The sequence below is a fragment of the Caballeronia sp. LZ065 genome (assembly GCF_031450975.1).
In the GTDB taxonomy this organism is placed as follows: Bacteria; Pseudomonadota; Gammaproteobacteria; order Burkholderiales; family Burkholderiaceae; genus Caballeronia.
On record NZ_JARUXV010000004.1, the window covers coordinates 308,413 to 325,991 of the forward strand.

17 protein-coding genes and 1 pseudogene are annotated in these 17,579 nt (G+C 64.8%); 13 read left to right on the plus strand and 5 right to left on the minus strand.

Annotated features, from left to right (window positions below; all coding sequences use genetic code 11):
* The first annotated feature begins 47 nt into the window (after positions 1-47).
* The 3 genes from QCE63_RS27955 (at position 48) to QCE63_RS27965 (ending at position 2,859) form a co-directional block, all read left to right on the plus strand.
* A complete protein-coding gene (locus tag QCE63_RS27955; RefSeq protein ID WP_404990198.1) occupies positions 48-548 on the plus strand; it encodes a BON domain-containing protein in 501 nt (166 codons plus the stop codon).
* A 105-nt stretch (positions 549-653) separates the two neighbouring features.
* Positions 654-2,060: a nodulation protein NfeD gene (locus tag QCE63_RS27960; RefSeq protein ID WP_309837702.1), complete on the plus strand. Its 1,407-nt coding sequence runs from the start codon at positions 654-656 to the stop codon at positions 2,058-2,060.
* Positions 2,061-2,085: 25 nt separating this feature from the next.
* Positions 2,086-2,859, plus strand: a complete 774-nt coding sequence (locus QCE63_RS27965) for a slipin family protein (RefSeq protein WP_309837703.1) — start codon at positions 2,086-2,088, stop codon at positions 2,857-2,859.
* A gap of 6 nt (positions 2,860-2,865) precedes the next feature.
* On the opposite strand, the gene QCE63_RS27970 is transcribed toward QCE63_RS27965, so the two are convergent.
* Positions 2,866-3,402 carry a carboxymuconolactone decarboxylase family protein gene (locus tag QCE63_RS27970; protein WP_309837705.1) on the minus strand — a complete coding sequence of 179 codons (537 nt, stop codon included), beginning with the start codon at positions 3,400-3,402 and terminating at the stop codon, positions 2,866-2,868.
* Positions 3,403-3,589: 187 nt separating this feature from the next.
* Here QCE63_RS27970 and QCE63_RS27975 point away from each other — a divergent pair, with 187 nt between their 5' ends.
* The 5 genes from QCE63_RS27975 to QCE63_RS27995 all read left to right on the plus strand — a co-directional run bounded on the left by QCE63_RS27975 (position 3,590) and on the right by QCE63_RS27995 (position 9,301).
* Positions 3,590-4,513, plus strand: a complete 924-nt coding sequence (locus tag QCE63_RS27975) for a LysR substrate-binding domain-containing protein (protein WP_309837707.1) — start codon at positions 3,590-3,592, stop codon at positions 4,511-4,513.
* Positions 4,514-4,688: 175 nt separating this feature from the next.
* Entirely contained in the window at positions 4,689-5,780 is a 1,092-nt protein-coding gene (locus QCE63_RS27980) for an HlyD family secretion protein (RefSeq protein WP_309837709.1), read from the plus strand.
* Between the two features lie 11 nt (positions 5,781-5,791).
* The gene (locus QCE63_RS27985; protein WP_309837711.1) at positions 5,792-7,378 is read left to right on the plus strand and encodes a DHA2 family efflux MFS transporter permease subunit; all 1,587 of its coding nucleotides are present in this window, start codon (positions 5,792-5,794) and stop codon (positions 7,376-7,378) included.
* Between the two features lie 22 nt (positions 7,379-7,400).
* Positions 7,401-8,855, plus strand: a complete 1,455-nt coding sequence (locus QCE63_RS27990) for an efflux transporter outer membrane subunit (RefSeq protein WP_309837713.1) — start codon at positions 7,401-7,403, stop codon at positions 8,853-8,855.
* Positions 8,852-9,301 (plus strand): PaaI family thioesterase, encoded by a 450-nt coding sequence (locus QCE63_RS27995; RefSeq protein ID WP_309837715.1) that lies wholly within the window; start codon positions 8,852-8,854, stop codon positions 9,299-9,301. The genes QCE63_RS27990 and QCE63_RS27995 overlap by 4 nt, the downstream gene beginning before the upstream one ends.
* Before the next feature lie 12 nt (positions 9,302-9,313).
* Here QCE63_RS27995 and QCE63_RS28000 read toward each other — a convergent pair whose 3' ends face one another.
* On the minus strand, positions 9,314-10,072 hold the full coding sequence (locus QCE63_RS28000; protein WP_309837716.1) for a helix-turn-helix domain-containing protein: 759 nt from the start codon (positions 10,070-10,072) through the stop codon (positions 9,314-9,316).
* A gap of 71 nt (positions 10,073-10,143) precedes the next feature.
* Between QCE63_RS28000 and QCE63_RS28005 the strand changes: the two are divergent.
* Both QCE63_RS28005 and glyA read left to right on the plus strand, forming a co-directional pair.
* Positions 10,144-10,260: pseudogene (locus tag QCE63_RS28005) on the plus strand (SDR family oxidoreductase); the annotation flags it as partial.
* A gap of 209 nt (positions 10,261-10,469) precedes the next feature.
* On the plus strand, positions 10,470-11,717 hold the full coding sequence (gene glyA, locus QCE63_RS28010) for a serine hydroxymethyltransferase (protein WP_309839286.1): 1,248 nt from the start codon (positions 10,470-10,472) through the stop codon (positions 11,715-11,717).
* A gap of 73 nt (positions 11,718-11,790) precedes the next feature.
* Here the strand turns inward: glyA and QCE63_RS28015 are convergent, their stop codons facing one another.
* Positions 11,791-12,450, minus strand: a complete 660-nt coding sequence (locus tag QCE63_RS28015) for a flavin reductase family protein (RefSeq protein WP_309837717.1) — start codon at positions 12,448-12,450, stop codon at positions 11,791-11,793.
* A gap of 204 nt (positions 12,451-12,654) precedes the next feature.
* On the opposite strand from QCE63_RS28015, the gene QCE63_RS28020 reads away from it, so the two are divergent.
* Positions 12,655-13,029, plus strand: a complete 375-nt coding sequence (locus tag QCE63_RS28020) for a cytosine permease (RefSeq protein WP_309837719.1) — start codon at positions 12,655-12,657, stop codon at positions 13,027-13,029.
* Between the two features lie 4 nt (positions 13,030-13,033).
* Positions 13,034-14,032 (plus strand): cytosine permease, encoded by a 999-nt coding sequence (locus QCE63_RS28025; RefSeq protein ID WP_309837723.1) that lies wholly within the window; start codon positions 13,034-13,036, stop codon positions 14,030-14,032.
* A gap of 54 nt (positions 14,033-14,086) precedes the next feature.
* Here QCE63_RS28025 and QCE63_RS28030 read toward each other — a convergent pair whose 3' ends face one another.
* A complete protein-coding gene (locus QCE63_RS28030; protein WP_309837725.1) occupies positions 14,087-15,415 on the minus strand; it encodes an aspartate aminotransferase family protein in 1,329 nt (442 codons plus the stop codon).
* 155 nt (positions 15,416-15,570) lie between these two features.
* Between QCE63_RS28030 and QCE63_RS28035 the strand changes: the two genes are divergently transcribed.
* On the plus strand, positions 15,571-16,986 hold the full coding sequence (locus QCE63_RS28035; protein ID WP_309839288.1) for a PLP-dependent aminotransferase family protein: 1,416 nt from the start codon (positions 15,571-15,573) through the stop codon (positions 16,984-16,986).
* A gap of 9 nt (positions 16,987-16,995) precedes the next feature.
* Here the strand turns inward: QCE63_RS28035 and QCE63_RS28040 are convergent, their stop codons facing one another.
* Positions 16,996-17,274 carry a hypothetical protein gene (locus tag QCE63_RS28040; RefSeq protein ID WP_309837726.1) on the minus strand — a complete coding sequence of 93 codons (279 nt, stop codon included), beginning with the start codon at positions 17,272-17,274 and terminating at the stop codon, positions 16,996-16,998.
* Positions 17,275-17,579 lie beyond the last annotated feature (305 nt).

Below are 17,579 nucleotides of genomic sequence, written 5' to 3' on the forward strand. Positions count from 1 at the left end.
GGCACAATCCACTATGCTGTTCGAATCCCGGCTCGATGAAGGGCGTCATGATGCGCTCAGCGCTCCCCACCCCAAAAACGCTCTCGCGCGTGCGGACGATGCTGGCCGCCGCGCTGGCCGTGTCCACGTTTGCCCACGCCGACGAAGCCCGTGAGAATCGCGGCCACGATCCTTTCATTCAGGTGTCGAGCGCGCTGCCCGGTTGCAGCGCGCCGCGTGGACCGTTCGAGACCGAGCAGGAGTGGCTGGACGAGGCGCACTACCGCATCGAACGCGGCAATAGCTGCTGGCTCGCGGGCCGTTGCCGACTCTCGAACAGCTATGACTACGACCAGGAGATCGCGGCGAGTGTGACGCGGCGTCTCAACTCACTGAATGCGTCGTTCCAGTGGCGCGAGAAGACCACGCTGTGGCTGACCATCCAGCGGCGTTTCATTTACGTCGACGGCTGCGTCGCACGCGATTTCGACAAAAGCCACTTTGTCTCGGCCCTCGGCGAGACGGCCGATGTCGACAAGGTCATCGACCGGATCACGGTTCGGCAGTGAACGCACGGCGCGTCCGTTTGCTCTAAGCTTGAAGCGAAGGCAAAACGGCAATAACCGGCAACATGAGGAGGACCGTGGCGGCGTGCGCGCTGGCGGTGTCAGCCCATGACGAAGAAACTCGTTGACTGCTTGTGGACCTGCGCCAGGCTGTTACTGGGCGCGCTGGTTTTGACTGCGTCCGCTCACGCGGCAGCGGCGTCGGCGCCGGTCGTCGTGATTCCGCTGAAAGGGGCAATCGGCCCGGCGAGCGCGGATTTCGTCGTGCGTTCGCTGGCTCGCGCCGCCGCGGGGCATGCGAAGCTCGCGGTGCTGCAACTGGACACGCCCGGCGGCCTCGACCTGTCGATGCGCACGATCATCCAGGCCATGCTCGCCTCGCCGGTGCCGGTGGCCGTGTTCATCGCACCCAGCGGCGCGCGCGCCGCGAGCGCCGGAACCTACATCGCCTATGCCAGCCACATCGCGGCCATGGCGCCCGGCACGACGCTCGGCGCGGCGTCGCCGGTGCAGCTCGGCATCGGCGGCGCGGGAGGCGAGCCGTCGCGCGCGGGCAAGGAAGCATCGGCAACAGATTCACACGCGGATGCCCGATCGACCGAAACCCGCAAGCAGATGCAGGACGCTGCCGCCTATATACGCGGCCTCGCCCAGTTGCGCGGGCGCAATGCGCAATGGGCGGAACGCGCCGTGCGCGAGGCCGTCGCGCTCTCGGCGGACGAAGCGCTCGCCCAGCATGTGATCGACCTGAACGCCGCTGATATTCCCGATCTGCTCACGAAGCTCGATGGCCGTCACGTGCGCACCGTCTCCGGAGAACACGTGCTCGCCACGCGCGGCGCGCCCGTCGAGACGCTGGAACCGGACTGGCGCAGCCGCTTCCTCGCGACCATCACGGACCCGAGCGTCGCGCTCATTCTGATGATGATCGGCCTCTACGGTCTGTTCTTCGAGTTCGCCAATCCGGGCATGGTGCTGCCGGGCGTCGCGGGTGCGATTTGCCTGCTCGTCGGCTTGTTCGCGCTGCAACTCCTGCCGGTCAGCTATGTCGGACTGGGACTCGTCGTGTTCGGCCTCGGCTGTCTGATCGCCGAGATGTTCCTGCCGACCTTCGGCGCGCTTGGCATCGGCGGGATTGTCGCGTTCGCCATCGGCGCGCTGATGCTGATCGATACCGATGTGCCGGGTTTCGGCATTCCATTGGGCCTCGTGATCGGCCTTGCACTCTTCACGGCGCTGTTCGTGTTCGTCGTGGGCGGCGTCGCGCTGAAGGCACGCAGGCGGCCGGTCGTGAGCGGTGCGGAGGCAATGCCCGGCAGCATCGGCGTGATGCTGGCAAGCGAGGGCGCAGCGCCCGGCAGCGGCTGGGCGCGCGTGCGCGGCGAGCGCTGGCGTGTGCGCGCCGGCGACGCGCAGGCGCTGCCGGCCGAAGGCGCGCGCGTACGCGTGATCTCACGCCAGGGACTGACGCTGACGATCGAAGCGCACGACGCGCTCAAAGCCGGTCATCTATAACCACCTTCACTGCGAGGCTCGCGAAATGGGGCTTACCTTCGGTTTCAGCGGCATTCTGATTGCACTCGTCGTCTTCATCCTGGCGTCGGCGGTGCGCATCTTCCGCGAGTACGAACGCGGCGTCGTCTTCATGCTCGGGCGCTTCTGGAAGGTCAAGGGCCCGGGGCTCGTGCTGATCATCCCGGTGGTGCAGCAGGTCGTGCGCATGGACTTGCGCACCGTCGTGTTCGACGTGCCGCCCCAGGACGTCATCACGCGCGACAACGTCTCGGTGAAGGTGAACGCGGTGGTGTACTTCCGGGTCGTCGATCCGGAGAAGGCGGTGATCCAGGTCGCGCGCTTTCTGGAAGCGACCAGCCAGCTCGCGCAGACCACGTTGCGCGCGATTCTCGGCAAGCACGAACTCGATGAACTGCTGTCCGAGCGCGAGCGCCTCAACGCCGACATCCAGCGCGTGCTCGATTCGCAGACCGACGCGTGGGGCATCAAGGTATCGAACGTGGAGATCAAGGACGTCGACATCAACGAGACGATGATCCGCGCGATCGCCCGCCAGGCCGAGGCCGAACGCGAGCGCCGCGCGAAGATCATCCATGCGGAAGGCGAACTGCAAGCCTCCGAGAAGCTGTTGCAGGCGGCGCAGATGCTCGCGCAGGCGCCGCAGGCGATGCAGTTGCGTTATCTGCAGACACTGACGACGATCGCCGGCGACAAGAATTCGACGATCGTCTTTCCGGTGCCGATCGATCTGGTGAACTCAATCGTCGACCGGTTCACCGGCAAGAATAACGCGCCCTGATCCGCTTCAGACCAGCTTCGGGAAGTCGAGCGTCGTGTCGTTCACGCGGTTCACGAGGTTCGTGAAGTTGATGACGCTCATCGCGAACAGCGTGTCGATCACCTGCGCTTCCGAGTAACCCGCTGCGCGCACTTCGTCCAGCCGCGCCGCATCCACGGTGCCGCTGCTGCTGACGAGATGCCGCACGAAGCGCACGAGGGCGTCGCGCTTCGCGTTTCCGGTGGCTTCGCCCGCGCGAATCTGCTGGGTTTCCTGCTGCGTGAGACCGACCATCTTGCCGACCACCGTATGCGCGGCGGCACAGTAATCACAGCCGACGAGTTCGCTGACGGCCAGCTTGATCGCTTCGACATCGGACTTCTCGAGGCTGCTCTTGGCGAGGATCGCATCGCCGTTGAGCGTGGCGCCCAGCGCGGCCGGGCTGTGCGAACCAATGGCCGCATAGGCGTTCGGCACGCGGCCCATGGCCTTCTTGATGCCGGCGAACAGGTCGGCGGTGACGCCCGTGGCTTCGTTGACGTTGACTTGGGAAAGACGTGACATGGTGAACTCCTGGGTTCGTTGAGACGCCATCTGGATGGCGTGAGTGAACTTTAGGCGCGCGCCGTCGCGGCGTGAATGTCCGATCGACTCGTAAAACCGCGCGATCGTCTCAAGTGCCGGGAGAGCGTCCCGGCTTGCTTCGTGCCATGATCGGGGCTTCGCCTCCGCCTGCATCGACGAAACCGCAATGGAATATCTGACGAGCCTGAAAGTGTTCTGCTCCGTGGTCGAAGCGAAGAGCTTCGCGCGCGCCGCCGACATCCTGGGCTTGTCGCCGCCGGTGGTTTCGCGCGCCATCGCGGGGCTGGAAGAGCGGCTCGGCAGCCGCCTGTTCAACCGGACCACGCGGCAGATCTCGCTGACCGAGACGGCCGAGCGTTTCTACGCCGATTGCTCGCGCCTGCTCGACGAACTCCAGGCCATGGAAGAACGCGTGTCGCACCGCGCCAGCGAGGCAACCGGCCTGTTACGGCTGGTCGCGCATACCACGGTGATGACGAGCCGCTATACGCCCCTCGTCGCCAGCTTCAGGCGCGCGCATCCGCACGTGCGCCTCGACGTGACGCTGACCGAGCGGCCCGTGGACCTCGTCGGCGAAGGCTACGACCTGGCCATCGTGCTGCCGTTCATGCTCTCCACGGACACGGCGGTCACGCGCCTGCTCGAAACCATTCCGCTCGTGCTGGTCGCGAGTCCCGCGTATCTCGCGCGGCATCCCGCGCCGCGCCATCCGTCCGAACTGACGGATCACGAATTCGTGCCGATGTCCCCGTCGATCCGCAAGCCCGCGCTGACCTTCCGCATCGGTGGCGAGGAACTGCGTGTGCCGCTCGGTCACGGCGTGTCGTCGAACAGCGCCGTGTTCAACCGCGAGATGGTGCTGCAGGGCTTTGGCATCGGCGTGCTGCCGACGGCGCTCGTCGATCGAGACGTGGCAGAAGGCCGCCTCGTCACGCTGCTCGACGCCTATGAGCGTGTGGATTCCGCCATCGAGATCCGCATCGCCTACAGCACGCGCGCGCTGTTGCCGGCCAAGGTGCGCGCCTTTGTCGAGCATGCGGTGCGCTTCTGCATCGATCAGTCGATGCTGGCCGACATCGCCCAATCCTGACCGCAGCCGCGCGCAGCTTGCCTCGGGGCGATTGTTTCCGTCTGTGTCATTCACTCATGCGAGCCGTGACGGTTGACGGGGTGCATATGCACATCTAGTCTACCGGCCTATGACGGACGGCTTTAGCGGTCCACTTTTCACTCTCAATCGTGCATATGCACACAAAGCGGACAACATGACGACTCCAACGACAAACCTTCCTTCGGTCGCCGCGCCCGCCCTGGCGCGGCCTGAGCGGCGGATTCCGTGGATGCTGCTGGCGCTGGGCCTGGTCGGGCTGGTGGTGATCGCGGCGGCGGCGTGGTGGGCGCTGGTGCTGCGCTTCCAGGAATCGACCGACGATGCCTACGTGGGCGGCGATGTCACCGTGCTGGCGCCGAAGGTGAACGGCTTCGTCACGGACGTGCTGGTGCAGGACAACCAGCGCGTCAAGGCGGGCCAGGTGCTGATCCGTCTCGACGCCCGCGACTATGACGCGCGGCTCGCGCAGGCGGACGCCGACCTGTCCGGCGCGCGCGCCGCCGTCGTCGAACTGCAGGCGAAGGACGCGCTCCAGGCCGCCGTGATCAACCAGCAGCAGGCGGAAGTGCATGCGTCGGCGGCGGAATTGACGCGCAGCGCGCAGGACCGTTCGCGCTATCGCGAGCTGGTGAAGGACGACGCGGTGTCGAACCAGATCGTCGAGCGCGCCGATGCGGACTACGCGAAGGCGCAGGCTTCGGTGGACCGCAGCGGCGCGGCGCTGGTCGCGGCGAAGCGCCAGCTGAGCGTGATCGACGCGCAGATCGCGGACGCGGAGGCGCGCGTGGCCACCGCCGAGGCGGCGCGACGGGTCGCGGCGCTGAACGTGGAGTACACGACGATCCGCGCGCCGGTCGACGGCTATGTCGGCAACCGGACGGCGCGCGTGGGCGTGCTGGCGAATGTCGGCACGTCGTTGCTGACCGTGGTGCCCGCGACGGGCCTGTGGATCGACGCCAACTTCAAGGAAGACCAGTTGAGGAAGATGCGCGCGGGCGACACGGCGGATATCGAACTCGATGCGTCCAACCTGCCGCTCAGCGGCCACGTCGAGAGCCTGGCGCCCGCAACCGGCGCGACCTTCAGCGTGTTGCCGGCCGAGAACGCGACCGGCAACTTCACGAAGATCGTGCAGCGCGTGCCGGTGCGCATCCGTCTCGACGTGCCGAAGGGTATGGAGAACGTGTTGCGTCCGGGCCTTTCCGCGACGGTGAAGGTGCATCTGCGCCAGCAGGCGAACAGCTGAGGAGCGCGCTCATGACCCGATCACCGACCCCGGCGCCGCTCGCCGACCCGTCGACCCAGCCGCTCAAGCTGCGCGCATTCGCGTTCGCGCTGATGTGCCTCGGCTTCTTCATGGCGACGCTCGACATCCAGATCGTCGCGTCGTCGCTGAAGGACATCGGCGGTGGCTTGTCCGCGAGCCAGGACGAACTCTCCTGGGTGCAGACCTCCTATCTGATCGCCGAAATCCTGGTGATCCCGATGTCCGGCTGGCTTTCGAAAGTCTTCTCCACGCGCTGGCTGTTCGCGGCATCGGCGGTGGGTTTCACGATCACCAGCATGCTGTGCGGCATGGCGTGGGACATCAACTCGATGATCCTGTTCCGCTGCCTCCAGGGCGCGCTCGGCGCCGCGATGATCCCGACCGTTTTCACGACCGCCTTCGTGCTGTTTCCGGGCAAGCAGAGACTGATTGCATCGACAACCATCGGCGCGCTGGCTTCGCTTGCGCCGGCGATTGGTCCGGTGATCGGCGGCTGGATCACCGATCAATGGTCGTGGCACTGGCTGTTCTACCTGAACGTCGTGCCGGGTCTCGTGGTCGCGGTGCTGGTGCCGAAGTACGTGCATATCGATACCCCGGATATTTCGCTGCTGAAGAAGGGCGACTATCTTGGCATTGCGCTGATGTCGGGCTTTCTCGGCTGCCTCGAATACGTGCTGGAAGAAGGGCCGCGCAAGAACTGGTTCGGCGACAACGTGATCATCGCGTGCACCTGGATTTCGGCGATCTGCGGCTTTCTGTTCCTCGTGCATGCCTTCACCGCCAAAGACCCCATCGTCGATCTGCGCGCGCTTGCGGTGCGCAACTTCGCGATTGGCAGCGTGCTGTCGTTCGTGACCGGCATCGGCATCTTCGTCTCGGTGTTTCTGACGCCGGTGTTCCTCGCGCGCGTGCGCGGCGTCGATTCGCTGCACACGGGTCTCGCGCTGCTGTCGGTCGGCTGTTTTCAGTTGCTGTCGATCGGGGTGTACGGCTTCGCGTCGCGCTTCATCGACATGCGCGTGTTGCTGGCCTTCGGGCTCGTCTGCTTCGGCGCGGGCTGTTACTTCTACACGCCGCTCACGCACGATTGGGGCTGGCAGCAATTCCTGCTGCCGCAGGCGCTGCGCGGCATCGGCCAGCAGTTTGCGGTGCCGCCCATCGTCACGATGGCGCTCGGTTCGCTGCCGCAGTCGCGTCTCAAGTCGGCGAGCGGCCTGTTCAACTTGATGCGCAACCTGGGCGGCGCGATCGGCATCGCGGTGAGTTCCACGATGCTCAACGACCGTCTCAACCTGCACTATCTGCGCCTCAATGAGAACGTGACGACCGGCCGCTCCGCTGTGGAAGACATGCTGGCGCGCAGTTCGTCGCATCTCGCCTCGGTGGCGGGCGACGCGCTGAACGCTTCGCAGGCGGGGCTGGCGTCGCTGCACGCGCTGGTGTTGCGCGAGGCGCTCGTGCTGACCTTTGCCGACTGCTTCTACGTGCTCGCCTTGTGTTTCCTGTTCGGCCTTACGACGGTGCTGTTCGCCAAGCCGATAGGCGTTGCGCCGGCATCGCCGGACGCTCATTGATTCTGCTTATCCGACTCCGACCATGAAGAAACTCGTCCTCTCAAGCATCGCGCTGCTGACGCTTGCGGCCTGCGCGGTGCAGCCTGCAACGCACGCCGACTTGCCCGCGACGGTCCAGGCCACCGCGCCCGCCGACTGGAACGTCGAGACGCCGAAAGCGGCCGCTGACCCGCTCGCGTGGTGGCAACAGTTCAACGATCCGCTGATGCACGAACTGGTGGCATCGGTGCTCGATGAGAACCTCGACCTGCAAGCCGCGCTCGAACGCGTGAAGCAGGCGCAGGCGATCACCACGCAGCGCCGCTCGGTGCTGCTGCCGCAACTCGACGTCAACGCCGGCGCATCCGACTCGCGGCAGAACACGCCGCCGCCGCTCGGTTATGTGAGACAGGCGGGCATCGGCCTCGCATTGAGCTGGACGCCCGACGTGTTCGGCGGCGAGCGGCTCGAGTTGCTGGCCTCGCAGGCGCAACTGGTTGGACGGCAACACGCGGCGGATCAGGTGCGGCTCGCGCTGGCGGCCAACACGGCCGGCGCGTATATCGACTTGCGCTGGGCGCAGGCCGAACTGAAGATCCTGCAGGACAATCAGGCGATCCGCGAGCGTGCGCTCAAGCTCACGCAACGCCGCCTGCAATACGGCCTTTCAACGCAACTCGACGTCGCGCGCGCGCAGAATCAGTTGAGCGACTTGCTGTCGCGCATTCCGCGCACGCAGGCCACGATCCAACATCAGTTGAGCCTGATCGCGGTGTATTCGGGACGCACGCCGGAAGCGCTCGACCGATTGATGCTCGCCGATGCCGGCACGACGCCGCGTATCCCGGTGCCGGCTGGAGGCGCGCCGCAGATATTGCCGTCGGAGGCCTTGCTGCGTCGTCCGGACGTGCTGGCCGCCTACGCCACGGTCCGGCAACGCGCGGCCGAAGTGGGTGTGGCGCGGGCGGAGCGCTATCCGAAGTTTTCATTGCGTCTGACCGATGGCCTGCTCGCGTCGTCGTATCTCGGCCTGCCTACGCTTACCGACAACCTGTTCTCGGCCGCGCTCAATGCCACGAGTCCGATTTTCAACGCGGGACGCATCACGGCGGAAATCGGCCAGAACGAGAGCCGCATGCGGGAATCGGAACTCGGTCTGCGGCAGACGATGCTGGCCGCGCTGAAAGACGTCGAGGACACGCGCAGCGATCTCGTCAGCACGACCGAATCGAGCGCGCGTCTCAACGATGCGCTCGCCGCGTCCGGACAGTCGCTGACGCTCTCGACGCAGTTGTACAAGGGCGGCGCGGCGAGCTTCCTCGACGTGCTCGACGCCCAGCAGACCTATCTGCGCGACGCCGATGCGCTCAACCAGTCGCAACGCGACCATGCGCTCGCCGCCGTGGCGTTGTACCGCGCGCTGGGCGGCGGCTGGAGCGTGACCGGCGACGACAGCACGATCCAGACCGCAAGCAGCACGACGGAGAAGGCGAAATGAGTTTGATCGAAGAAACGGCCGCGGGCCTCGATGGCCTCGCGCAGATGCGCAAGCTGATCGCGAGCGGACGCAAGCCGGGCATCCTGGTGTCGCTGGAATTCGACTTCATCGAAGTGGAGGCGGGCAGGGCGGTGTTCGCGGGCGTGCCCGGCGATCATGCGTACAACCCCATCGGCACCGTGCATGGCGGTTATGCGGCCACGCTGCTCGATTCGGCCTGCGGCTGCGCGGTGCATTCGTGCCTGACCGCGACGCAGGCCTACACGACGCTCGAACTCAAGGTCGCGTACCACAAGGCCCTCACGCGCGAGACCGGCGTGGTGCGCGCGGAAGGCCGCGTGTTGAGCATCGGACGGCGTGCGGCGTTCGCCGAGGCATCGCTGATGGACATGAGCGGTCGACTGTTTGCATCGGCGACATCGACGCTGCTGGTGATGGAACGCTAGGCTGAAAAAGCATCAGGCGTGGCGGCGCGCGTAGCGTTTCGCGGCCACCGAAGGCAGTTCGCCGAACATGACGCGATAGTCGTTCGCGAAGCTGCTGAGATGCCAGAAGCCCCACTTCGTCGCGGCCGAGGTCACGGACTCGCCGAGCCGCAGATCGCGCCGCACGTGATTGAGGCGCACGGCGCGCAGCCAGGCGATCGGATTGAGATTCAGCGCTTCCTGGAAGGCGTATTGCAGCGTGCGTCGGCTGAGTTGCAATTGCACGCACAGATCGGCGATGGACAGCGGACACGTGCTCGCATCCTGCAGCCGCTCCTGCACCTCGTTGACCAGCGACCAGTAAAGCGTGGGGCGCGTATCGGTGGCGGGAGACGCTGACAACACTTCCGAGACGGCATAGAGCACCGTGCGTTCGAGCAATTCGATGCGCTCGTCGGTGTCCGCCTGTTCGCCCGGCGACGATTGCGCCGCAGCCGCCAGCGTCTGCTTGAGCAGACTGCGCAGGTTGTCGGCGACATCGGATGCCATCGGGATCAGCGGCGCCATGTGCCGGCCGAGCAGCGATGCGCCGAGTATGCGCAACGGGTTCGACGAGAGTTTCTCCGGCTCGATTTCCACGTTCACCAGAAGATGCCGGTCGGGCGGGTAGAACTCGCATTCCGGACCGCTCGAGAAGACGTGCAGGCTGTCGCGATCGCTCTTTTCGCCGCACATTCTCGCGTGACCTTCCAGTTTGAGCGGCACCGCGACGGCAATCCGGTCCGAAGGCACCGAGGCGCGAGCTGAAGGATCTTCAGGCCATGGGCGTCGATGTCACCGAGGCGGCCATCGCCGCGCAGCAGGGGCGTCTGTGCGAACCGGCCGAAGTGGCGGCCGCAGCGCTGTTTCTCGCGTCCGATGAATCCAGCTTCGTCAACGGCACGCACCTGTTCGTGGACAACTGCTTCTCGGCGGTCTGAGGCTGCCGACGCCGAACGTTCCGCGCACGGTCATGCGAATCGAAGGTCACGCACCAATGCGGCCTTCGATTTTTTTTGTGCTGTTGTGGCGTCCCGTCCCATCGGAATGTCGGAATTCTTCTAGCAGGCCGCGCGCGACTTCGATGAAATGCAGCGTGTGGATCAGGCACCCGAAGCAGTTCGACTTCAACTTTCATCGATACTTCACCATGTTCAATCGCGCTAGCAGCACCGTCGAAAACGTCGACCCCGAACTCTGGGCGGCCATCAGCCATGAGAATCGCCGTCAGGAAGAGCACATCGAACTGATTGCGTCGGAGAATTACACGAGCCCCGCCGTCATGGAAGCGCAAGGCTCGCAGCTCACCAACAAGTATGCGGAAGGCTATCCGGGCAAGCGCTACTACGGCGGTTGCGAGTATGTGGACGTGGTGGAGCAACTGGCCATCGACCGGGTCAAGCAGCTGTTCGGCGCAGAAGCCGCCAACGTGCAGCCGAACTCGGGTTCGCAAGCCAATCAGGGCGTGTTCTTCGCGATGCTCAAGCCGGGCGACACGATCATGGGCCTGAGCCTCGCGCACGGCGGTCACCTGACGCACGGGTCGCCGGTGAACATGTCGGGCAAGTGGTTCAACGTCGTGAGCTATGGCCTGAACGAAGCCGAAGACATCGATTACGACGCGGCCGAACAGCAGGCGCGCGAGCACAAGCCGAAGCTGATCGTGGCGGGCGCTTCGGCGTTTGCGTTGAAGATCGACTTCGAGCGTCTCTCGAAGATCGCGAAGAGCGTCGGCGCTTACTTGATGGTGGACATGGCGCACTACGCGGGATTGATCGCGGCGGGCGTATATCCGAATCCGGTGCCGCATGCGGACTTCGTCACCACGACCACGCACAAGAGCCTGCGCGGTCCGCGCGGCGGCGTGATCCTGATGAAGGCCGAGTATGAGAAGCAGATCAACTCTGCGATTTTCCCGGGCATCCAGGGCGGTCCGCTGATGCACGTGATCGCGGCGAAGGCCGTGGCGTTCAAGGAAGCGCTCTCGCCGGAGTTCAAGGAGTATCAGCAGAAGGTGGTTGACAACGCGCGCGTGCTGGCGGAAACGCTGGTGAAGCGTGGCCTGCGCATCGTCTCGGGCCGTACGGAAAGCCATGTGATGCTGGTCGATCTGCGCGCCAAGAAGATCACGGGCAAGGCCGCTGAAGCAGCACTCGGCGCGGCGCACATCACGGTCAACAAGAACGCGATCCCGAACGATCCGGAGAAGCCCTTTGTCACGAGCGGCATCCGACTCGGTTCGCCCGCGATGACCACGCGCGGCTTCGGCGTGAAGGAGGCGGAGATCGTCGGCAATCTGATTGCCGATGTGCTCGAAAGCCCGGAGAACGCGGCCAGCCTCGAACGCGTGCGCGCGCAGGTCGCGGAGTTGACGAAGCGGTTCCCGGTTTACGGTTGAGGCTTTTTGTACTTCTGGCAGGGCTGCACAGGGCCGCGCTCATGCGCGGCCCTGTGCGTTGTACATGCTGGCTTTACGCCTGAGCAAGCGCCTCGTATGCATCCTCCGGAATCTCCGCGAGTCTGGAAGGATGGACTTGTCCGCTGAGCCCATAGAACTTCTGGAAGTTCATGATGAGCGGCGACCACTTGTCCGGATCGATGCGATTGGCGTGACCTTCCATGAGCAGATCGGGATGGACGTGAACGCGCTGGATCCGCACTTCGAAGAGACTCAGCGCGCCGCGCAGTTCGTCACTGTCCTCGCCGATGCCGTGAGCCGCTGCCAGCACGGCTTCGAGCTGGATCGGGCATTCGAGCGCGCGTGCAGCGGCGACGGTATCGGACTTCACTCGCGTCATGCCCGCGCGGCCGAACTTGTCGGGTTCATAGACATAGCCCAACGCCTGCCGGAACGGTGAAACGGGATTCATGCCCGTGGTTCGCGCGATCCGGTCCACGGCGCCCACTTCGCCGCTCGACGGCAGATTCAGCACGCATTCGCCGGTGCGCAGCAGATTTTGCGCGGTCTGCGAACTCGTCGCGATGCCCAGCGCGCCGCGCCAACCCAGCCAGAAGGCCGACGATATCGGAGCGAGGTTATGCGTGCCGTCTTCGTTGACGGTGCTGACGAGCACGACGGGCGTGCCGAGATACAGGATGTGCGGTTCGGCGACGACGTGGGGCGCATTCATGGTTTCTTCCTCGTTGATTGAATGTGTCCATGATGCGGATGCCGCGCGCTTCCTTCACCCCGGATCTTGCGCCGTCATCAGTGAAGACCCGCATTTTCCGAAAAGCGATAGTCCTCAAAAAAACGGCCTCCTAGAGTGGCACTCACCGGCTAACCGGCCAAGCGGCGACATCGACGTCGCCCGGGCCCCTCCGGGAGACTGAGCATGGATGTGGAACAGCGCAGTATCGAATTCATTCCGCTGAGCGAGCGCTACGGCACGCCCAGGCGGCTCTTCACGATCTGGTTCAGCGCGAACATGCAGGTGACGGCGCTGGTGATCGGCACGCTCGGGATCGTCGCGGGGCTGAGCCTGTTCTGGACCATCGTCGGGCTGATCCTGGGCAATGTGATCGGCACCGTCTTCATGGCGGCGCATTCCGCGCAAGGACCGCACCTCGGCATCCCGCAGATGATCCAGAGCCGCGCGCAGTTCGGCGTGTTCGGCGCGGGGTTGCCGCTCGCGATCGTCGTGCTGGCGTACATTCTCTTCGTGGCCGCGGGCGGCGTCGTGATGCGGGATTCGATCAAGGCCATCTAATCCGATGGGCGACAACGAAGCCATCATCCTGTTCGGCATTCTGACCTTCGTTATCAGCTATATCGGCTATGAGCTGATCCACAAGATGGGCGCGTTCATGACGCTGCTGTCGTGCGTGATCTTCTTCGCGTCGGCGGTCATGGTGTTCCTTCAGCCCGACACGCTGACGATGCTGCATCAGGCGAAGCACGGCTTCTCCGCAGGCGCCTTCAATCTCGTCGTGGCGCAGGCCGCTTCGTGGACGCTCGGCTTCGGTCCGTATGTGGCCGACTATTCGCGCTACCTGCCGGCCAACGTGAAAACGAAGCACACGTTCTGGTACACCTACCTGGGCGGCTTGCTGGGTTCGCTGCTCGTCATGATGCTCGGTGCGTTGCTCGCGACGCTCGCCCCGGCCATCGCCAACGATCCCGGCACCGGCACCGGCATTGCCTCGATGTTCGGCCACGGGTCGCGTCCGGCGCTTGTGATCATCGTGCTCGGCGTGCTCGAATTCAACGTGCTCAGCCTGTACAGCGCATATATGTCGACGGTCACGATCTTCAGCGGCTTTCGCAAGATGACGCGGGTCGGCAAGCTCGTGACGTTTTCGGTGTTGGCCGTGACGGCGGCCGTGGCGACCGTGATTGCCATCGGCACGCAGTATCACTTCAACGACTACTTCGCCGACATCCTCAACGCCCAGATCTACGTGCGGGTGCCGTGGAGTTCGATCAATCTCGTCGATTACTACCTCGTGCGCCGCGGCGACTACTCGGTCACGGAGATGTACGACAGCCGGGGACGCTACGGGAAGTTCAACCTGTCGACGCTGGACATCTACTGCCTGGGCATTGCCAGCACGCTGCCGTTCATGGATCTGTCGTTCTATCACAGCTATTTCGCGAAGATCATCGGCGCGGATGTGAGCTGGATTCCGAGCCTGCTCGTGCCCGGCATTCTCTACTATGGGGTGAACCGGGGACTGCTGATCGAGTCCCGCGCGGTGGCGAATCAGGCGTGATGCATCGCGGACTTGCCACAGACATGTGGCAAGTCCGCTTCCAGCTGAAGACGCTTACTTGACGCTTTCCAGCACCTTCTTCACCGTGCCGAAGATCTGCTCGATCTGCGCATCCTCGATGATGAGCGGCGGCGAGAACGCGAGAATGTCGCCGGTGTAGCGGACCAGCACGCCCGCCTCGAAGCACTTGACGAACACCTCATACGCACGCGCACCCGGCGCGCCTTCGCGCGATTCGAGTTCGATGCCGGCCACCAGCCCCAGATTGCGGATGTCCTTGACGAAAGGCGCGTCACGCAGCGCGTGCACGGCGGTTTCGAACTTCTCCGCCTTCGATGCGGCGCGCTCGAACAGCTTGTCGCGCTGATAGAGATCGATCGTGGCGATGGCGGCCGCCGTTGCAATCGGGTGCGCCGAATAGGTATAACCGTGGAACAGTTCGATGGCGTTGGCGGCGCCCGCATCGACAATCGCGTCGTGAACCTTGCGATGCGCCGCGACCGCGCCCATCGGGATGGCCGCATTGTTGATCGCCTTGGCCATCGTGATGAGGTCCGGCGTCACGCCGAAATATTCGGCAGCGGTGGCCTTGCCGAGACGGCCGAAGCCGGTGATGACCTCGTCGAAAATCAGCAGGATGCCGTGCTTCGTGCAGATGTCGCGCAGCTTTTGCAGATAGCCCTTCGGCGGCACCAGTACGCCGGTCGAACCCGCGAGCGGCTCGACGATCACCGCGGCGATCGTCGAGGCGTCGTGCAGCGCGACGATGCGCTCCAGTTCTTCCGCGAGATGCTCGCCCCAGGCGGGCTGGCCTTTGGTGAAGGCGTTGTGGGCGAGATCGTGGGTATGCGGCAGATGATCGACGGACGGCAGCAGGCCGCCCGAGAAAGTCTTGCGATTCGGCCCGATGCCGCCCACCGAAATACCGCCGAAGCCGACGCCGTGATACCCGCGCTCCCGGCCGATCAGGCGGGTGCGCTGGCCTTCGCCACGCGCGCGATGATAGGCGAGGGCGATCTTCAGCGCGGTATCGACGGACTCGGAACCCGAGTTGGTGAAGAAGATCCGGTCGAGCCCTTCGGGCATCAGGCCGGCAACCCGGCTGGCCGCTTCGAACGCAAGCGGATGGCCCATCTGGAAGGTCGGCGCGAAGTCGAGCGTGGCGACGGCCTTCTGCACCGCCTCGACGATCTCGTCCCGGCAATGTCCCGCATTCACGCACCACAGGCCGGCGGTGCCGTCGAGCACCTCGCGGCCGTCGGTCGAACGGTAATACATGCCCTTCGCGCTTTCCAGCAGGCGCGGCGCGGCCTTGAACTGGCGATTGGCGGTGAAGGGCATCCAGAACGACGAAAGGTCTTCGATGACGGGGCGGGCATTCATGGCAGGTTGTCTCCGGGAGAAGTGCGGTCACTGCACTGTATTCCGCCGCCATTTTGCGCGGCATAGACAGTTCTCTCACTGCGCTGCTAACTGTGCTGGCAAAATGCGGCGAACTGTATTGGTTAGCGCGCATGGCACGCGCTATGCTCGCCTCCATGATCGAACTCAAACTGGAGCGCGGCTCGCGGCAGACGCCGACGCTCGTCGAACAACTGGTGCGCGCGTTCTCGCAGGCCATCGAGGAGCAGACGCTGCGCGCGGGCGCGTTGCTGCCCTCGGTGCGGCGGCTGGCCGAAGCCGAACGGCTCAGCACCTTCACGGTGACAGAAGCGTATGGCCGGCTCGTGTCGATGGGTCTCGTCACCGCGCGGCGCGGTTCGGGTTACCGGGTGGCGGTGCGTGGCCGTAGCGAGCGTGTGCGCGACCAGGCGTGGCAGCCGCCGAGCCTCACCGCGACCTGGCTCCTGTCCGATGTCTTCGCTGATCATTCCGTGCCGATCAAATCCGGTTGCGGCTGGCTGCCCAACGAATGGGTCAACGAAAGCGGCCTGCAACATGCGCTGCGGGCGGTGAGTCGCGTGCCGGCGGCGCGCATTGCCGACTACGGGCATCCGTATGGGTTCGCGCCGCTGCGCGAGCGCATCGCGGAACAGCTCGACCGCCATGGCCTGCCGGTCGATGCCGCCGCGAACGTGCTCCTGACCGCCGGCGCCACGCAGGCGCTCGACCTGATCGTGCGCACGCTGCTGCGCCCGGGCGATGCCGTGGTCGTCGAGGATCCCGGTTACTGCAACCTGCTGCAGATTCTTCAGCTCGCGGGCTTGCAGGTGCATGGCGTGCCGCGCACGGTTGCAGGCATCGATACGGACGTGTTCGAGCGCGTCGTCATCGAGCACCGGCCCAAGGCGGTGTTCCTCAACACCACGTTGCAGAATCCCACGGGCGCAACTTTCAGCATGGCGTCGGCGTTCCGGTTGATGCAGATCGCGGAGCGCCACGGCGTGTGGGTCGTCGAGGACGATGTGAACCGCGAGCTCGCGCCGCCCGGTGCACCGTTGCTCGCGTCGATGGAAGGGCTCAACCGCGTGCTGTACGTCGGCGGTTTCGCGAAGACGATCACGCCGTCGTTGCGCTGCGGGTATGTGGTCGCGGAGCGCGAAGTGCTGCGCGAACTGGCGCGCACGAAGATGGCGGTGGGTTTGACGACTTCTGAAGCGACCGAACGGATCGTTGAAAAGGTGCTGACGGAGGGACGCTACACGCGGCACGTCGAGTTCGTCGTCGAGAAGCTGAAGGATGCGCACGTGCTGATCGAAGAGCGCATGGATGCGCTCGGCGTGGAACTGTTCCGCCGGCCGCGCGCGGGGCTGTTCGTGTGGGGCGCGCTGCCGATCGATCCCGCACGCGGCAATACCGTCGCGACGCAGGCGTTGCAGCATGGCATCTGGCTCGCGCCGGGTTCCTACTTCCGTCCCGGTGACGCGGCGAGTCCGTGCTTCCGCTTCAACGTGCCGTATTCCGCCGATGACGCGCTGTGGGCCTTTCTGGAGGGAGCGATCAGCGGCGGCTGATGAGCGGTCTCAAGCGACTGCGTGTTGTTGCTGCATGCGTTGCGGGCGGTTTTGTTTGAAGCGCGCGGCCGCGAGATGCGTCCGCGGAGGTTCGCAGACATCCGTGCGGCGCACCGGTTTGAGTGGATCGCAGAGCCGGATGGTGAGCGTGGCCGGGCGCATCTGCGCCTGCGTGAGTTCGGGCGCCTCCCACAAGACCACCGTGAAGGTTCTATCGGAAATCTGCACCAACTGAAACCGCGAGAGATCGATGTGGGTCAGCTCATAAGGTTTGATCGAATGATGCATGAGGTCCTCGACGTTTTCCGACTGGGTCAGGCCGCATGATGCGAACAGGGTGCCGGTTTTGGAAGGCGCATGCGCCCGTGTCTCACGGCGCTGGGCTGTGTGTCAAAGATTCTGCAAGAGCACCGAATCCTTGAGACTGGTACTCCAGCATAGCCAATGACTTGCTCACGAATTCGGTCTCGCGGCGGACGACGCTTGAATAGAATTCGCGAGTTTTACCGGATTTGAGACGCGAATGATCTGGAACGTCTGGACGTTGCGACCGGCGTACGTACGCCGGTCATGTGGGGGCGCATCCGGCCAGT